Genomic DNA, 15,960 nt, shown 5'->3' with positions numbered 1-15,960 from the left:
TTAAACAATCAGTTGCTGCAACTGCTGGCAGGCATCGTCGTAGCCGCTGCGCTCGAAAATGCCCTGTTGCAGATAGGCTTCCATCTGCGGATACAGCGTCATGGCCTTGTCCAGCAGCGGATCGCTGCCTGCGGCGTAGGCACCTACACTGATCAGATCGCGGTTACGTTGGTAACTGGCCAGCATCTGTTTGAAGTTACGTACCCGCCGGTAATGCTCCTCATCGATCAGCGAGGTCATGGCACGGCTGATCGAGGCTTCAATATCGATGGCGGGGTAGTGGCCCGCTTCCGCCAAGCGCCGGGAGAGCACCACATGGCCATCGAGGATGGCACGCGCCGAATCGGCAATCGGGTCTTGCTGGTCATCACCTTCGGTCAACACGGTATAAAAAGCGGTGATGGAACCGCCGCCGCTGATGCCGTTACCGGCACGCTCCACCAGCGCAGGCAGTTTGGCGAATACCGATGGCGGATAGCCTTTGGTGGCCGGGGGTTCGCCGATCGCCAGGGCGATCTCACGTTGCGCCATGGCGTAACGGGTCAGGGAATCCATAATCAGCAGCACGTGTTGGCCACGATCGCGGAAATCTTCGGCGATGCGGGTGGCATAGGCGGCACCTTGCATGCGCAGCAGCGGGGAAACGTCTGCCGGTGCGGCGATCACTACCGAACGGGCGCGTCCCTCGGTACCAAGGATGTTTTCGATAAAGTCTTTCACTTCGCGGCCACGTTCGCCGATCAGACCAACGACGATTACGTCGGCCTGGGTGTAACGCGCCATCATGCCGAGCAGCACGCTTTTACCCACGCCGGAACCGGCGAACAGGCCCATGCGCTGGCCGCGGCCTACGGTGAGCAGCCCGTTGATAGTGCGCACGCCCACGTCGAGTACCTGTTCGATCGGGGTGCGCTGCAACGGGTTGAACGGGGCGGTGATCAGCGGTGCGCGGTAGCCGGTATCTGGTGCTGGCAGACCGTCGAGCGGTTTGGCACCGCCGTCGAGCACGCGGCCAAGCAATGCCGGGCCAAGGGGTAACTGTTTGCTGGCGCTCTGCCCTTCAGGAGAGACGCGAGCATAAACCCGAGCGCCGGGCACGATGCCGTCGACCTCTTCCAGCGGCATCAGGAACAGCCGCTGGCCGTTAAAACCGACCACCTCGCTCTCTACCTCCTGCACCACACCGCTGTCATGGCGTTCGATCAGGCAGGTGGCCCCCAGCGGTAACTGCAAACCTGTGGCTTCCAATACCAGCCCGGTGGCCCGGGTCAGGCGGCCATAGCGGCGCACCGCTGGCGCGCGGGCAATGCGCTTTTCCAGACTGTCCAGCGAGTTCAGCCAGCGGCCGAGACGAACGGTCATCACAGTTCTCCCGGGGCGGCCAGACGGCACAGTTCATGCCAGCGGGTGGCCAGGCTGGCATCCAGATCGCCTTCTTCTGCGCTGACCTTGCAACCGCCAGGATGCAACTGACCATCGGCCAGCAGCCGCCAGCCGTGCAGGCTAAGGGTCACGCCAAGCTGCTGCTCCACCCGTTCATAATCATCCGGGTGTACGCGCAGCTGAGGTTTGCCGCTAAACATCGGTTCTTGCTGGATCAACTGTTGGATCTGACCGAGCAGGGCGGTGCCGTCACAGACCGGCGCTTGGCCAATCACCTGTTTGGCCGCCGTCAGGGCCAGTTGCATCAGGCGTGAGGCAATCACGCTGTCGAGTGCGTCCAGCGTGTGCTGGAATTCGGTAACCAACTGCTGCCAATGTTCCGTGATCGGTTGCTGCTGCTGTTGGCCCGCCAGAATGCCTTGCTGACGGCCTTCCTCCAGCCCGGCCTGGAAACCGGCGTCATAGCCTTTCTGCTGGCCCTCGGCAAAGCCTTGTTGCTGACCTTGCTGCTGGGCCTGCAAACGTAACATCTCCAGCCGTTGCTGCTCGTTGATGCTGTCATCCTGCGGGATGGTGATCACCTCTGGCGGGCTTTCCGGTTCCAGCACCGGTTTGGGATCCGCCAGATCGTTAAGCGACCAGGGCTGCCAGGGCAGGGTGTTGAGGCGATCAGACATAGGTGTCCTCGCCACCGCCGATGATCATTTCGCCGGTTTCTGCCAGGCGACGTACCACCAACAGGATAGCCTTCTGTTCGTTCTCCACCTGCGACATGCGCACCGGGCCACGGTTGGCCAGATCGTCGCGCAGGATATCGGCGGCACGTTGCGACATGTTCTTGAGGAACTTCTCGCGCAGCGGCTGTTCGGCACCTTTCAGGGCGATCAGCAGGGATTCGCTTTCCACATCCTGCAACAGGCGCTGGATGCTGCGATCGTCCACTTCGACCAGGTTTTCGAACAGGAACATTTCGTCGATGATTTTCTGCGCCAGCTCGCCGTCGTATTCGCGCATGGCACCGATAACCGCCTCTTCCTGCTGGGTTTTCATCAGGTTGATAATCTCGGCGGCGGTACGTACCCCCCCCATTTTGCTGCGCTTGAGGTTCTGGCCGTCCAGCAGATTGTTCAGCACTTCGGTCAGCTCTGCCAGGGCGTCCGGCTGTACGCCGCCGAAGGTGGCGATACGCAGCATCACATCGTTGCGTAGACGCTCCTCGAACTGTGCCAGGATATCCGCCGCCTGACCACGCTTGAGGTGTACCAGGATGGTGGCGATGATCTGCGGGTGTTCGTCGCGGATCAGATCGGCCGCGCTCTGCGGCTCCATAAAGTTGAGTGTTTCCATGCCGGAGGTGTCTTCGCGTGATTCGAGAATATCCTCCAGCAGGCTGCTGGCACGTTCTTCACCCAAGGCTTTAACCAGCACCGAGCGCAGGTAGTCGCTGGCATTGACGCTCAGCGCGGCATACTGTTCGGCATCGTCTTCAAACTCTCTGAGCACCTCCCCCAACTGTTTATGGGACACCTGACGCATGTTGGCCATGGTGCCACTCAACTGCTGCACTTCCCGTGACGAGAGGTGCTTGAAGACTTCGGCGGCGCGATCTTCACCCAGCGTCATCAGCAGGATGGCGCTCTTTTCGGTACCTGTCAGGCTCATAGTTCGTTACTCATCCATTGACGGATCACCAGAGCGACCACGCGTGGATCTTTATCTGCCAGTTCGCGGATCCGCTGGCTCTGGACTTCAGCATTGACGCGCTGCTGTGATTTCTTATGCAGCGCCTGCTCTTCATGACTTGGCTTGTTCACCTCAGCCGGGCGACTGGCTGGCGTATTGGCAGCGACCACCGCAGCTTGTTGCGCCACCTGACGGCTTTGCAGCTGCGGACGAACCAGCTTGCGCCACAAAATCCAGGCCACCAGCAGCACCAGCAAATAGCGGCCTGCGTTGAACAGCTGATCGATAAATGACTGTGACTGCCAGAAAGGCAACTCTCCGCCGGTCTGCTCTACATCGTTGAACTGGGTGTTGACCACGTTAAGCGTATCGCCACGGCTGCTGGAGTAGCCCATCGCTTCACGGACCAGCGATTCCACCTGGGCCAACTGCTCTTTGCTCATCGGCTGGGGTTTACCCTCCTTATCAGTCCCCAGGGTGTTGAGCACCACGGCGACCGACAGACGTTCCACCGCCCCAGCCTTGTGCTGGGTATGACGAATGGTGCGGTCCACCTCATAGTTGGTGGTTTCATCACGGCGACTGTTTTGCGCTACGTTACCGCTAGCTCCGGTACGCGTGCTGTTATTGGCATTGTTTGTCGGGGCAGGAGTATTGCCCGCAGCCGCAGTTTTTGGTGTTTCGATCGGCGCAGTCGGTGCTGCACTAGGCTGGTTGGAAAGGGCTCCCGGTACGCCGCCAATCTGTTGCCCACCGTTCTGTTCACTCAGGCTGAGCTGTTTGGAGCGTATCGCGGATTTATCCGGCTGTTGGTTGGGCTGGTACTGTTCGTCGGTTTGCTCGCGGGTGGAGAAATCGATTTGTGCCGTTACCTGTGCACGTACGTTCGCGCTGCCGACAATCGGTGCCAGAATAGCTTCAATACGGCGCTGATAGCGGTTCTCCACCTCATTGGCGTACTTTAACTGTGCGGCATTGAGATCGCGCCCGGTGCCGTCGGATTGGGTCAGCAAGCGGCCAGCCTGATCGACCACCGTGACGTTGCCCGGCGGCAAGCCGGCCACGCTGCTGGACACCATATACACCACGGCATTGATCTGACCGTCGTCAAGGGTGCGGCCAGGTTGCAGCGTTAGCGTCACGGAAGCTGAAGGGTTCTTTTGTTCACGCACAAACAGCGAAGGTTTAGGCAGCGCCAGATGCACGCGGGCATTCTGCACCGGCCCCAGGGATTCGATAGTGCGCGACAGTTCGCCTTCCAGCGCCCGCTGGTAGTTGATCTGCTCGCTGAACTGGCTGATGCCGAATTTTTCCTGATCCAGCAGTTCAAAGCCGACGGCGCCTCCCTTAGGCAGCCCTTGTTGCGCCAGGCGCAGGCGGGTTTCGTGCACTTTTTCCGCTGGGATCATCAACGCCGAGCCGTTCTCGGTAAAGCGATAGGGGATGTTCATCTGCGTGAGCTGCGTGACGATAGCGCCGCCGTCGCGATCGTTGAGATTGCTGTAGAGCACGCGGTAATCCGGGCTTTTGGCCCATAGCGCCAGCGCAACCACGATGGCGATCGCCGCTGAGGCCGCGATCAGCAGTGGAATTTTAGGGTTGGCACGCAGGCGATTCCATAGGGCCAGCAGGCCGTTATCACGGCTTTCACCATTCATGCTGGTACCCACTCTGGTGGGTTAGAGGTATGGCTAGCGTTGTTGTGTGATGACAAAACAGACTCCCTGATACACAGTTCTTTACGGCCTAACAAAAGCGCCCCCATTTTTGGGCATGCCATTATTTGCCCTTAGGGCCAATTTTGATGGCCCGATAAACCGGTGTTTTTGCAGTTAATTAGCCGCTTTAACCGTAAAACGCTGTGGTAGGGTGTGTAGCATCGGAATAATGCAGACGAATAAATACGCGGCTTTACCCGTCGTTTTTCAAGCCACCGCTTGAAATCCATAGGGTATTGCATGCAGTGATGAGGTCATAATGGCAATTCAGGGTATTGAAGGAGTGTTGCAGCAGTTGCAGGCCACGGCGGTTCAGGCCGGAGCACTGCGACAAAACGATCCGGTGCAGGGAGCCAGCTTTGCCAGTGAGTTAAAGGCGGCTCTCGGTAAGATCAGCGAGACTCAACAAACTGCGCGCCAGCAAGCGCAGGATTTTGAATTGGGTGTGCCAGGCATCAGTTTGAACGATGTCATGGTCGATCTGCAGAAATCTTCCGTTTCTTTGCAACTGGGTGTGCAGGTGCGTAATAAACTGGTTGCGGCTTACCAGGATGTAATGAATATGGCCGTGTAGTGTTAAGGCAGTGCGTTGAGCGAGAGCAACGATAAACTGCTCTGCACTGAGCCCATCGCCCAGGATCTTTATCGACTGATTTGATGGATTAATAAATCAAATCGAGCCGGTGTCTTGAGCGCCGGCGATGCTTTTTATGGGTAACACCAATCCTTTTACTTTCAACAACTTTGGCGTGTTTTTTAAAGGAAATAATGCACAAAACTGTCAGCGACGCCACCAAATATTCCATTTTTGTATCCTCCTTGAAATTGGTTAACTTTGCTAATGCTTGTGGTTATTGTCCTAAAAGTCAATTAAGAGAGTTAAAATTGGATATATCCTGATGAAATAAAGGAACTATCTTATATTTTTTGGTGCGGAATTTATGGATCAGCTATTTGGTATTTGATTATAGAATGTATCGTGTTACCGATGATAGACAATGATTGTTAATCATTTGGGCTGGTTTATTTTGCATGGAGTGGTTCTCTGTCGCTCTGTAGTGGCTGCTAGCTACGCCAAAAAGTATTGAATAATTATCTAGTCCGGCGGTGAAGCGACTGAGTCTCATTTAGCACCAGCGGAAACCCTTGAGCTCTATAACTAAAAGAAATAGTTCTTATCTTTATTGGCTAACCTAATTCTTATTGTGCGGTGGTTTTTATTGGCCGTGCTTTGGAGTATGTTGATGTCGCCGTAGGTAAAATAGACGATACATCAGTTTTGGCAAGGATGTTATTTATACCGATGGATTACATAACGATAATAGTATCTATTCAGGAAATATGATGAGCACTAAAAGTGAAGTGAGATGGCGTTTTTTCAGCATTGTCATGTTAATTGTATTGGCCGTATTGACCTATGTGTTAGTTAAGCTCGACTGATGTACGGGCCACTCTGCGTGGCCTTGGTAACATCCTCAGTCCGCCGTTGTTGTTATCAGCACTTATTCCTCTACCGTAGTTAGCCATGGATATGCAGGGGGCTGCACGGCGGTGGGCTGCATAATTCGCTGGTGCCCACGGATAGCAGTAGGCGCGAAGCCGAATCGTTTACGAAAGCGTTCGGCAAAACGTGAAGAACTCTCATAGCCCACATATTGTGCAATGGCGGAAATCGGCCAGTCTGTGGCCTGCAATAAGAGCAGGGCGCGGCTCATACGTACGTCGATCATCAGGCTGCGCAGGGCGGTATTCTCCGCCGACAGCTTACGCCGCAGCACCACCTCGCTCATCATCAGATTTTCAGCTACCTCGGCGGCGGTCCAAATCCGGTGCGGATCGGTTGCCAGCATACGGCGCACCTGCTGAGTCAGATCGTTGGCTTGCTTGTGAGTAAAACGAATACCCAGATGTGCCAGCCACAGTAAGATTTCGCACATTTTATGGCGGATAATCATCTGGGGAAAACGATCGTGCAGCGTCAACGCCAGCGCAGCGGTTTCAAAACTGTGCAAAAATGGGCAGGGCAGCCTCGTCAGCGTAGTGACGCCGGTGAAAGGGATGGGTGGCGGCGCGATAGGCGTATTGGCTAGCGTATCAAACAGCAGAGGATCGCAAATCAGCAGCTGGCAACTGAACACGCCGCTGTCTGAAAGGCTATTAATCACATCGGCGGTTAGCCCACCCTCTACGATCAACAGCTCCCCAGCACAAGCTAACACCTCCCGCTGTTGCCACCGTATACGTGTATACCCTTGCTGGATCAAAAGCAGATGCGTCTGCTCAAAATAGAGCGACGGAAGTCGTAGTTCAGTATGCTGAATGATGTGTGCTGATGCACCGATCCCGGGACAAAAATTAATTAAGCGTTCCATCAATATTCATTTCATCGTTATTATCTACGAATATCTTTACGCTTTGCTGGGGGATGGAGCAACATCTTTTCGCCTGTTGCCGATCACAACTCGGTAATTTACGTGTCAAGAATCAGTTTCCTGTTGAACAGAAAACGTCCGTGTCGGGATACGTGTTATCCATTAAATCGGCAATAATGCCGGCGGTTTGCATTTTCATGCATTACCTGCCATTGCGAATTATTCAAATCTCATGCGTTTATATTATGGTGCAACGGGACAATAATAGTTTTTTATCCTATTAATTACCCAAGATAGGCAATCAAACATAAGATTTATCTTGCTTGCGGTTCGCCAAGCAGCAAAGCACGGTCATGGAATTGGCCGTAGGTGCTGTTGACCTCGCTTTGGCGGGTAGACTGTCCGATCAACACCGTTAATTCGTCCATGCGTAACTGCATCAGTCGCTTCAGTTCGGTTTCGTTGTTGAGGATTTGCTGCAATTTGCTGCGTAAAATCTCCTGTAACGTCGGAGATAACTCAGAGATACCCACCAGTTGGGCGGTTTTTTCTACCGCCAGGATGTAGGTGGTCTCCATTTCAATCAGCGTATCCCACTGCCCAGCCAGCGCCTGAGTGATCATTTGCTCGCTCAGGGTATGGATCTGTTGATAGGCCGATAGCAGTTGTTGATAGTGTTCCATTATACGCCGTCCTGAACGGGTTGATAATTGGGGCCAATTTGACGCCAGGCGTCGGCGATGTTTTCCAGCAGCCCGCTGACTTCCTCAAGGGCTGCGACATCATTGTGCAGGTTGGCCTGCATCAGACGGCGTTTCATATAGTCATACAAGGCCGCGAGATTATCGGCGATCTCCCCGCCCTGTTCATGATTGAGGCCATTTTTCAGCCCGTTATCAATGATATTAATCGCCTTTGAGATCGCCAGCCCCTTGCCGGCGATATTTCCCTGATTCATCAGGATGCGTGCCCGAAGCAGGGCGCTGAGCGCCCCGTCGAATAGCATCACGATTAGCTGGTGCGGGCTGGCACCCATCACGCCACTTTCTACACTTACCTGGGCGTAAGCCTGGGTTCCGCTGCGGTTGTACATGCTATTTTACCTGGTTAACGCGCCTATTTAGACGCGAACTGTTGGGTTAAATAATTACTGGTACCATTCAGTTTCGACATCATGGTATCCAACTGAACAAATTGCTGTTTGTAACGATCGATGGAGCTTTGAATGCTTTCGGTCACCCGGGTGATTTGGGTATTCAAACGGTCAAGGTTGGTATTGATACTCTTGGTCGAGTTCTCAATCACCCCACCGGCCTTGATATAGTTTTGGATTGCGTTGTGGATCTCCGTTGCCATACCGCTCTCCTTGCCATCGCCAGCGAAGAAGTTGGCTACCTGGTCCGGCTTTTCGTCCAGCGCCTTTTTCAACTTGTCACTGTCCAACTCCAGCTTGCCGGTTTTGGTATTGGTGGTAATGCCGAGGTTGCCGAGGCCTTTAAGCTCAGGGTTATCCTGTGCAGCGCTCAGTGCGCTCTTAATGGACGATTGGATGCCGCGCAGCGTGTTGTCGCCCAGCAGCGCCCCATTTTTGTTGTTCTGCGCTTCGCCACTCTTTACTGGGGTGTATTTGGTCAGGGAGTTGAAGGTATCCAACAGCGAGTTATAGCTATCAACCCACGCTTTGACCTTGTCTGCGGAGCCGCTTTTATCGGCGGTGACCACCAGGTTTTGCGGTTCGCCCGGTTTGGTGGTGCTTTTCAGATCCAGCGTCACCCCTTGCAGGGCATCGGCGATTGAGTTGGTGCTGCGCTTGATGGTAGTGCCGTTGATGGTCACCTGTGCATCCTGGCCTTTGACCGTTTCCTTCATCGCGTTGCTGGTGCTGGCGGAGTCGTAATTTAAGATCGCCCCCAGTTTATCGTCATTATTTACCTGCACCTTAACCGTATTATTTTCGCCGGTGGTGGAGGAACTGATGGCCAGCTGATATTCGTTGTCACCCACGCGCATGATGGTGGCGTTCACCCCGGCCTTGGCGCCGTTAATGGCATCCCGCATTTCTACCAATGAGGTTTGGTCATCACCTAGTGGGATTTTGACCTCCTTGGGAGGGTTGCCCGCAGTGATGGAGAGCGAACGATCGCTGGCACCGCCAGTCCCCAGTTTCTCCATCTGATCCTTGATATCAGCCGTTGTGGTCAAGGTTTGCGGCTGCGCCAGATGCAACACTTCAACGCTGTAGTTACCCGGCACCGATTTGGCTGTGGTCGTCACGTTAAACTGATCGTGCGTGGTGGCGGTGGTGTTGTTAAAGAATTCCGGCTTGGCCAGATCCTTGCTCAGGTTATCGAATTTTTCCAGCGAGCTTTTCAGCGTGCCGTAAGCGGTCAACTTGGCGTTATAGCTGGTTTGCTGCGTGGTGTAGGGCGTCAGGCGCTGTTGCTCCGCCGCAGTCAATTTATCCAGCAAGCCGTTGAGTTCCAACCCTGAGCCGATACCTAATGAACTAATCGATGCCATTCGTCATTCTCCTATGATCAAAAACTTGATACCCGATGTCTTGCCAGTCGCTTGCGAGCATCAGGGAGTGAAGCCCTGCCGCCACTTGAAATCCATCGGGTATCTACGCTCTATGCGTTATCGGCTCAGTATGCAAAAAGTTTACGGATAAATAGAAAAAACGATGGCGCAGTAGAAGAGGGAAAAACAGCGTTATTCGCGCCATTGGCGAAAAGTGAAAAAAAAGGAAAAAAAATCTAAAGGTTGCAGGGGCAGCGCCGATACCTGAGGAGACGGTGGTTGACGCCGTGGGCCAACAAGGCCCGAACCCTTTAATTGTGAATGCGAACGTCGCAACTGATTCGTAAGGAAAGCAAATTATGGCACAAGTAATCAATACCAACAGCCTGTCGCTGATGGCGCAGAACAACCTGAACAAATCTCAGTCTTCACTGGGGACCGCTATCGAGCGTCTGTCTTCCGGTCTGCGTATCAACAGCGCGAAGGATGACGCTGCGGGTCAGGCGATCTCTAACCGTTTCACAGCTAACATCAAGGGGCTGACTCAGGCTTCCCGTAACGCTAACGACGGTATCTCTCTGGCGCAGACCACCGAAGGCGCACTGAACGAAGTCAACGACAACCTGCAGAACATCCGTCGTCTGACCGTACAGTCTCAGAACGGTTCTAACTCCTCCAGCGACCTGCAGTCAATCCAGGACGAAATCTCTCAGCGTCTGAATGAAATCAACCGTATTTCAGAGCAAACTGATTTCAACGGCGTGAAAGTGTTGAGCAGCGACCAGAAACTGACCATTCAGGTCGGTGCTAACGATGGTGAAACCATTGATATCGATCTGAAAGATATTAATGCTAAAACTCTGGGCTTGGATAAATTCAGCGTAGCAAACCCAATCGATACTGCCAAAGTGGGCGCAGCAGCATTGACTGCTGTTGATAAAATGGGGCCACCGGCTATTCAGGCTGATGGTAACGCCGCGACAAAAACCAGCGATGGCAAACTCTACACTGCGAATGGCACTGATTTCTTTGTAAAAGCTACCGATGGTGCTATTTACGATGCAACGGTTGCCACTGACGGTAAAGTGACCTGGGATTCTACCACTGCGACCACTAACCCAACCGCAGGGATCAAGGAACAGGCTCAAGTTAAAGTTGGTACCACCACCGTTAGTGGCCTGACCGGTAGTGATGAACTGCGTACCTATACCGATCCAGCCGGTAAATCAGGTTATATGGTTAAAGGTAAGGATGACAACGGTAACGACGCTTACTATGCAGCTACTGTTGATGCATCTGGCAAAGTAACCAAGGGCGCTCAACAGTCTACCGATCCAAAAACTGCTGACCCACTGGCAACTCTGGACAAAGCTCTGTCACAAGTTGATGGCCTGCGTTCTTCCCTGGGTGCGGTACAGAACCGTTTCGATTCTGTGATCAACAACCTGAACAGCACCGTTAACAACCTGTCTGCTTCCCAGTCCCGTATTCAGGATGCTGACTACGCGACCGAAGTATCCAACATGAGCCGTGCCAACATCCTGCAACAGGCTGGCACCTCGGTTCTGGCCCAGGCTAACCAGTCTACCCAGAACGTACTGACCCTGCTGCGTTAATCGACTCTCTCCGATTAGCCTTGTCATCCAAACCCTGCTTCGGCAGGGTTTTTTGTCTTCGGCTACCGTCGGCGTTTTTACATGGCACAAATAAGGCCCGTTTTGTACGGCTGTTCAGACGATTGGTATTGCGCCTGCTACGGATAATAGCCATGACTCCGTTATCCGCAGGTTAGACATAGTGAGCGATCTGTATACCGCCGAAGGCGTCATGGACAAAAATTCTCTCTGGTTGCGCTACGTTCCGCTAGTGCGCCACGAGGCGTTACGCCTGCAGGTTAGGCTGCCCGCCAGCGTGGAACTGGACGATCTGCTGCAAGCAGGGGGAATAGGGCTGTTAAACGCTGTTGAGCGTTACGATGCCCTACAAGGAACGGCCTTCACGACCTATGCCGTGCAGCGTATTCGCGGTGCAATGCTCGATGAGTTGCGTAGCCGTGACTGGGTGCCGCGCAGCGTACGCCGCAATGCTCGGGAAGTGGCGCGCATGATGCAGCAGTTGGAACAGCGTCTTGGCCGCCCGGCCAGCGAAGTGGAGGTGGCACAGGGGTTGGATGTCTCGCTGGACGAGTATCGCCAGATCCTGCTGGACACCAATAATAGCCAGCTATTTTCCTACGACGAATTGCAGGAAGAGCATGGTGACAGTGCCGAACCGATGCTGGAAGGTCATGAAGCCGCCAATCCGCTGCATCAACTGCTGGAAGGCAATCTGCGCCAGCGGGTGATCGATGCCATCGAGGCGCTGCCGGAACGCGAAAAACTGGTACTGACGTTGTATTACCAGGAGGAGTTGAATCTGAAGGAAATTGGCGCAGTGCTTGATGTGGGTGAGTCGCGAGTCAGCCAGTTGCACAGCCAGGCGATTAAGCGCCTGCGGGCACGTCTGGCCCAGGACAACTGAACCCTAAAGCCTGCCTCCCTAACCAACCTGATTACTGCCGCAATAAATGGACTGCAAATGATGCCAGGAAAACAGTTGAAGAAACGGCCACTCAGCCGCTACCTGAAAGATTATAAGCACAGCCAAACCCATTGTTCCCAGTGCGAGAAGGTGCTTGACCGCATGGCGCTAGTGTTCCGTGGCAAGATCATCAATAAGGAGGCTATCGCCCGGATGGATCAGCCGATTGACGATCTGGTCTGGCAAAACGTGCAAAGCGAGTTGACCGCGCTATGCCGGTTTTGTAGTGAAATCTCCTGTAATAGTCACCCCAGCTACTTCGACATCATGGCGTTTAAACAGTATCTGTTTGAACAGACCGAGATGAACCACAGCACTATCCGCGAATATGTCGTGCGCCTGCGGCGCCTGGATGAAATGCTGGTGGCACACAACTATCCTGCCGAACAGTTTGCCAGCGCATTTAACCATCAACGTATTATTGACGATCTGCCACCGGCGGCGAACGATAACTACCGGATAGCGCTGCGTAAATACGACCAGTATCTGGCCTGGCAAAAAAGCTATTGAGACTGCGGCCCTTTTCCACCAACTCACCATGTAGGGGGCGCTGCACGCTGCGCCCGTTTATAGCATCAGTGGGTTAAATCGAAACCAGCTATCTTGCCACTTTTCATCATTGCGTCTTGATTGACTCGACTCGGTCGGCTGGCCGGGTTATCCCATAGACGTCCCCACGAATAAAGAGTGATTATTCAGAGCACATCTGATAAATCTATCACTCAAACGTCGTTATTTTATTCCCTGGGGGAAGTTGTGGATCTGCAACAGCAACTGGCGCAATTCCCGCGCCTGGATTTGGTTGGCTCTGCCACGCCGCTCGAAAAGTTATCCCGCCTTTCAGACTACCTTGGCCGCGAAATTTACATCAAACGTGACGATGTCACGCCGATGGCGATGGGTGGCAACAAGCTGAGAAAGCTGGAGTTTTTAGTCGCCGACGCGGTACGCCAAGGGGCCGATACCCTGATTACCGCCGGTGCTATTCAATCCAACCACGTTCGCCAGACCGCCGCCGTGGCGGCCAAGCTCGGCCTGCAATGCGTGGCGCTGTTGGAAAACCCCATCGATACCAAAGCGGAAAACTACCTCAGTAACGGTAATCGTCTGCTGCTCGACCTGTTCAATGTTGAAGTGGTGATGTGCGATGCCTTGCACGATCCGCAGGTGCAACTGGCCGATCTCGCCACACGTTTGGAAGCCCAGGGTTTCCGTCCTTATGTGATCCCCGTTGGCGGCTCCAACGCGCTCGGCTCATTGGGTTATGTGCAGTGTGCGCTGGAAATAGCCGCGCAAAGCCATGATGTCACTTTCAGTTCGATCGTGGTGGCCTCCGGCAGTGCCGGGACTCACGCCGGTCTGGCGGTGGGGCTACAGCAACTGCTGCCGGAAAGCGAACTGATTGGCGTGACCGTTTCCCGCAAGGTGATCGATCAGTTACCTAAGGTTGAACAACTGCAAAAAGCGGTCGCCTGCTCACTGAATATTGACGCATTGGCATCTATCACCCTGTGGGATGACTATTTTGCCCCGCAGTACGGTATGCCGAATGACGAAGGTATGGCGGCGGTGAAGCTACTGGCGCAGCAGGAAGGTGTGCTGCTGGACCCGGTCTATACTGGTAAGGCGATGGCGGGGTTGATTGATGGCATCAGCCAGAAACGTTTTCGCGATGAAGGTCCGATCCTGTTTGTGCATACCGGTGGGGCACCGGCGCTGTTCGCCTATCACCCGCAGGTCTGATGCCGAGCAAAGTTGTTATTACATTTAGAACTATAGTTATTAGTTTATATTCCTTTATGAAGTGTTTATGGCTGTTAAAGTCATGAAATCAAAAAGATAAACAACAGATGGGGTGTCTATGGTCTTTTCAAAATTTCGTCGTCAACTGCTGCTGGGTGTGATGGCCGTGGCGCTGACCACCGGCTTGAACGTGAAAACCTACGCAGCCGATAACCTGCTCGATCAGGTCAAGCAGCGCGGCACGCTGATCGTTGGGCTGGAAGGCACCTATCCGCCGTTCAGCTTCCAGGGCGAGGACGGCAAACTGACCGGCTTCGAAGTGGATTTCGCTAATGCACTGGCGGAACATCTCGGGGTGAAGGCCAAGCTCAATCCAACCAAATGGGATGGCATGTTGGCCTCGTTGGAGTCCAAGCGTATCGACGTGGTGATCAACCAGGTCACCATCTCCGATGAGCGCAAGAAAAAATACGATTTCTCTACCCCGTATACCGTTTCCGGTATTCAGGCGCTGGTGAAGAAAGGCAATGAAGGCATTATTACCAAGGCCGACGATCTGAAGGGCAAAAAGGTCGGTGTGGGTCTGGGCACCAACTACGAACAGTGGCTGCGTGAAAATGTGCAGGGTGTGGATGTGCGTACCTACGACGATGACCCAACCAAATATCAGGATCTGCGTGTAGGCCGCATTGATGCCATTCTGGTCGACCGTCTGGCGGCGTTGGATCTGGTGAAGAAAACCGGTGATACGCTGGCCGTCGCTGGCCCGGCATTCTCTCGTCAGGAAGCTGGCGTAGCGGTGCGTAAAAACAATCCGGAACTGCTGGCTGCTATCGATCAGGCGATTGCCGAAATGCAGAAAGACGGTACGTTGGCGAAGATCTCTGAAAAATGGTTTGGCGCGGACGTAACTAAATAATGCAAGAGAGTATCCAACTGGCGCTGGATTCAGCGCCATTTTTATTACGGGGTGCGCTATTGACCCTCCAGCTCAGTCTGGGGGGCATGGCTCTCGGTTTGATCCTCGGGTTTCTGTTGGCGCTGATGCGCCTTTCGCCGTTATGGCCGATCTCCTGGCTGTCACGTATCTACGTTTCCCTGTTTCGCGGTACGCCGCTGATCGCCCAGCTGTTTATGATCTATTACGGCTTGCCACAGTTTGGCATCGAGCTGGATCCGTTCCCGGCGGCATTAATCGGCCTGTCGTTAAATACCGCAGCCTATACGTCAGAAACGCTGCGTGCGGCGATTTCCTCGATCGATAAAGGGCAGTGGGAAGCGGCGGCCAGTATCGGCATGACGCCTTGGCAGACCCTGCGCCGGGTGATCCTACCGCAGGCGGCTCGCACCGCGCTGCCTCCGTTGGGCAACAGCTTTATCGGTTTGGTCAAGGATACCTCGCTGGCGGCAACCATTCAGGTGCCGGAGCTGTTCCGTCAGGCACAGCTGATCACCTCACGTACGTTAGAAGTGTTTGCCATGTATCTGGCGGCATCGCTGATCTACTGGGTGATGGCCACCTTGCTTTCCGCGTTGCAAAACCGTCTGGAAGCGCACGTTAACCGTCAGGATCAGGAGTAGCCGATGAGCGCCATCGAAGTCAGACAGTTGGTTAAAAAGTTCAAAGGGCAGACCGTGTTACACGGTATCGATCTTGAGGTGAACGCGGGTGAAGTGGTGGCGATTATCGGGCCGAGTGGCTCCGGTAAGACGACCTTGTTACGCAGCATCAACCTGCTGGAGGTGCCGGATTCGGGCACTATCCGTGTCGGCGAGATCTTGATCGACAGCGCTCGCCCGCTGAGCAAACAAAAAAATCAGGTACGGGCCCTGCGCCAGCAGGTGGGTTTTGTGTTTCAGAGCTTCAACCTGTTTCCCCACCGTTCGGTGCTGGAAAACATCATCGAAGGACCGGTGATCGTTAAAGGAGAGGCCAAGGCCAGCGCTGAAAAGCTGGCGCG

General features: G+C 54.2%; 16 protein-coding genes. 8 read left to right on the top strand and 8 right to left on the bottom strand.

Features of this window, described 5'->3' with window-relative positions; translation table 11 throughout:
• From fliI to fliF, 4 genes are read right to left on the bottom strand one after another with little or no spacing between them, the layout of a single operon-like run.
• Nucleotides 1-1,362 carry a flagellar protein export ATPase FliI gene (fliI, locus tag ACLQ7H_RS11175; RefSeq protein ID WP_021805706.1) on the bottom strand — a complete coding sequence of 454 codons (1,362 nt, stop codon included), beginning with the start codon at nt 1,360-1,362 and terminating at the stop codon, nt 1-3.
• Nucleotides 1,362-2,060, bottom strand: coding sequence for a flagellar assembly protein FliH (gene fliH / locus ACLQ7H_RS11170; protein WP_411752723.1), 699 nt, complete (start codon nt 2,058-2,060; stop codon nt 1,362-1,364). Before fliH ends, fliI begins: the two co-directional genes overlap by 1 nt.
• Nucleotides 2,053-3,045 (bottom strand): flagellar motor switch protein FliG, encoded by a 993-nt coding sequence (gene fliG, locus ACLQ7H_RS11165; RefSeq protein WP_411752722.1) that lies wholly within the window; start codon nt 3,043-3,045, stop codon nt 2,053-2,055. The genes fliH and fliG overlap by 8 nt, the downstream gene beginning before the upstream one ends.
• Complete coding sequence (fliF, locus tag ACLQ7H_RS11160) at nt 3,042-4,724, bottom strand: flagellar basal-body MS-ring/collar protein FliF (RefSeq protein WP_411752721.1); 1,683 nt, start codon at nt 4,722-4,724, stop codon at nt 3,042-3,044. The genes fliG and fliF overlap by 4 nt, the downstream gene beginning before the upstream one ends.
• A 319-nt stretch (nt 4,725-5,043) precedes the next feature.
• Here fliF and fliE point away from each other — a divergent pair, with 319 nt between their 5' ends.
• Nucleotides 5,044-5,358 (top strand): flagellar hook-basal body complex protein FliE, encoded by a 315-nt coding sequence (gene fliE, locus ACLQ7H_RS11155; protein WP_248944544.1) that lies wholly within the window; start codon nt 5,044-5,046, stop codon nt 5,356-5,358.
• A 928-nt stretch (nt 5,359-6,286) separates the two neighbouring features.
• Here fliE and ACLQ7H_RS11150 read toward each other — a convergent pair.
• The 4 genes from ACLQ7H_RS11150 to fliD form a co-directional block, all read right to left on the bottom strand.
• Entirely contained in the window at nt 6,287-7,156 is an 870-nt protein-coding gene (locus ACLQ7H_RS11150; protein WP_411752720.1) for a helix-turn-helix transcriptional regulator, read from the bottom strand.
• A 314-nt stretch (nt 7,157-7,470) separates the two neighbouring features.
• The gene (gene fliT / locus ACLQ7H_RS11145; RefSeq protein WP_411752719.1) at nt 7,471-7,839 is read right to left on the bottom strand and encodes a flagella biosynthesis regulatory protein FliT; all 369 of its coding nucleotides are present in this window, start codon (nt 7,837-7,839) and stop codon (nt 7,471-7,473) included.
• On the bottom strand, nt 7,839-8,249 hold the full coding sequence (gene fliS / locus ACLQ7H_RS11140; protein ID WP_202671437.1) for a flagellar export chaperone FliS: 411 nt from the start codon (nt 8,247-8,249) through the stop codon (nt 7,839-7,841). The genes fliT and fliS overlap by 1 nt, the downstream gene beginning before the upstream one ends.
• 23 nt (nt 8,250-8,272) lie before the next feature.
• Nucleotides 8,273-9,676: a flagellar filament capping protein FliD gene (gene fliD, locus ACLQ7H_RS11135; RefSeq protein WP_411752718.1), complete on the bottom strand. Its 1,404-nt coding sequence runs from the start codon at nt 9,674-9,676 to the stop codon at nt 8,273-8,275.
• Nucleotides 9,677-10,035: 359 nt separating this feature from the next.
• Between fliD and ACLQ7H_RS11130 the strand changes: the two genes are divergently transcribed.
• From ACLQ7H_RS11130 to ACLQ7H_RS11100, 7 genes are all read left to right on the top strand, one after another.
• Complete coding sequence (locus ACLQ7H_RS11130; RefSeq protein ID WP_411752717.1) at nt 10,036-11,292, top strand: FliC/FljB family flagellin; 1,257 nt, start codon at nt 10,036-10,038, stop codon at nt 11,290-11,292.
• 181 nt (nt 11,293-11,473) lie between these two features.
• Nucleotides 11,474-12,196 carry an RNA polymerase sigma factor FliA gene (locus tag ACLQ7H_RS11125; RefSeq protein WP_411752716.1) on the top strand — a complete coding sequence of 241 codons (723 nt, stop codon included), beginning with the start codon at nt 11,474-11,476 and terminating at the stop codon, nt 12,194-12,196.
• 60 nt (nt 12,197-12,256) lie between these two features.
• Nucleotides 12,257-12,766, top strand: a complete 510-nt coding sequence (fliZ, locus tag ACLQ7H_RS11120; protein WP_411752742.1) for a flagella biosynthesis regulatory protein FliZ — start codon at nt 12,257-12,259, stop codon at nt 12,764-12,766.
• A gap of 246 nt (nt 12,767-13,012) precedes the next feature.
• The gene (locus ACLQ7H_RS11115) at nt 13,013-13,999 is read left to right on the top strand and encodes a D-cysteine desulfhydrase (RefSeq protein ID WP_411752715.1); all 987 of its coding nucleotides are present in this window, start codon (nt 13,013-13,015) and stop codon (nt 13,997-13,999) included.
• 118 nt (nt 14,000-14,117) lie between these two features.
• Entirely contained in the window at nt 14,118-14,918 is an 801-nt protein-coding gene (gene tcyJ, locus ACLQ7H_RS11110) for a cystine ABC transporter substrate-binding protein (protein WP_024485644.1), read from the top strand.
• Nucleotides 14,918-15,580, top strand: coding sequence for a cystine ABC transporter permease (gene tcyL / locus ACLQ7H_RS11105; RefSeq protein WP_021180972.1), 663 nt, complete (start codon nt 14,918-14,920; stop codon nt 15,578-15,580). The genes tcyJ and tcyL overlap by 1 nt, the downstream gene beginning before the upstream one ends.
• Nucleotides 15,581-15,583: 3 nt before the next feature.
• Nucleotides 15,584-15,960, top strand: a 377-nt coding sequence (locus ACLQ7H_RS11100) for an ATP-binding cassette domain-containing protein (RefSeq protein WP_411752714.1), incomplete at its 3' end; no start/stop codon positions are given.

Origin of the sequence: Serratia sp. (in: enterobacteria), from assembly GCF_046715635.1 — a bacterium.
In the GTDB taxonomy this organism is placed as follows: Bacteria; Pseudomonadota; Gammaproteobacteria; order Enterobacterales; family Enterobacteriaceae; genus Chania.
Note: the sequence above shows the minus strand (reverse complement) of the source record. Positions and strands in the feature narration are given on the sequence as shown.

What these genes read in the sequence shown, in the direction of transcription:
- fliI (WP_021805706.1), bottom strand. Translation starts at nt 1,362, where the DNA reads ATGACCGTTCGTCTCGGCCGCTGGCTGAACTCGCTGGACAGTCTGGAA.
- fliH (WP_411752723.1), bottom strand. Translation starts at nt 2,060, where the DNA reads ATGTCTGATCGCCTCAACACCCTGCCCTGGCAGCCCTGGTCGCTTAAC.
- fliG (WP_411752722.1), bottom strand. Translation starts at nt 3,045, where the DNA reads ATGAGCCTGACAGGTACCGAAAAGAGCGCCATCCTGCTGATGACGCTG.
- fliF (WP_411752721.1), bottom strand. Translation starts at nt 4,724, where the DNA reads ATGAATGGTGAAAGCCGTGATAACGGCCTGCTGGCCCTATGGAATCGC.
- fliE (WP_248944544.1), top strand. Translation starts at nt 5,044, where the DNA reads ATGGCAATTCAGGGTATTGAAGGAGTGTTGCAGCAGTTGCAGGCCACG.
- ACLQ7H_RS11150 (WP_411752720.1), bottom strand. Translation starts at nt 7,156, where the DNA reads ATGGAACGCTTAATTAATTTTTGTCCCGGGATCGGTGCATCAGCACAC.
- fliT (WP_411752719.1), bottom strand. Translation starts at nt 7,839, where the DNA reads ATGGAACACTATCAACAACTGCTATCGGCCTATCAACAGATCCATACC.
- fliS (WP_202671437.1), bottom strand. Translation starts at nt 8,249, where the DNA reads ATGTACAACCGCAGCGGAACCCAGGCTTACGCCCAGGTAAGTGTAGAA.
- fliD (WP_411752718.1), bottom strand. Translation starts at nt 9,676, where the DNA reads ATGGCATCGATTAGTTCATTAGGTATCGGCTCAGGGTTGGAACTCAAC.
- ACLQ7H_RS11130 (WP_411752717.1), top strand. Translation starts at nt 10,036, where the DNA reads ATGGCACAAGTAATCAATACCAACAGCCTGTCGCTGATGGCGCAGAAC.
- fliZ (WP_411752742.1), top strand. Translation starts at nt 12,257, where the DNA reads ATGCCAGGAAAACAGTTGAAGAAACGGCCACTCAGCCGCTACCTGAAA.
- tcyJ (WP_024485644.1), top strand. Translation starts at nt 14,118, where the DNA reads ATGGTCTTTTCAAAATTTCGTCGTCAACTGCTGCTGGGTGTGATGGCC.
- tcyL (WP_021180972.1), top strand. Translation starts at nt 14,918, where the DNA reads ATGCAAGAGAGTATCCAACTGGCGCTGGATTCAGCGCCATTTTTATTA.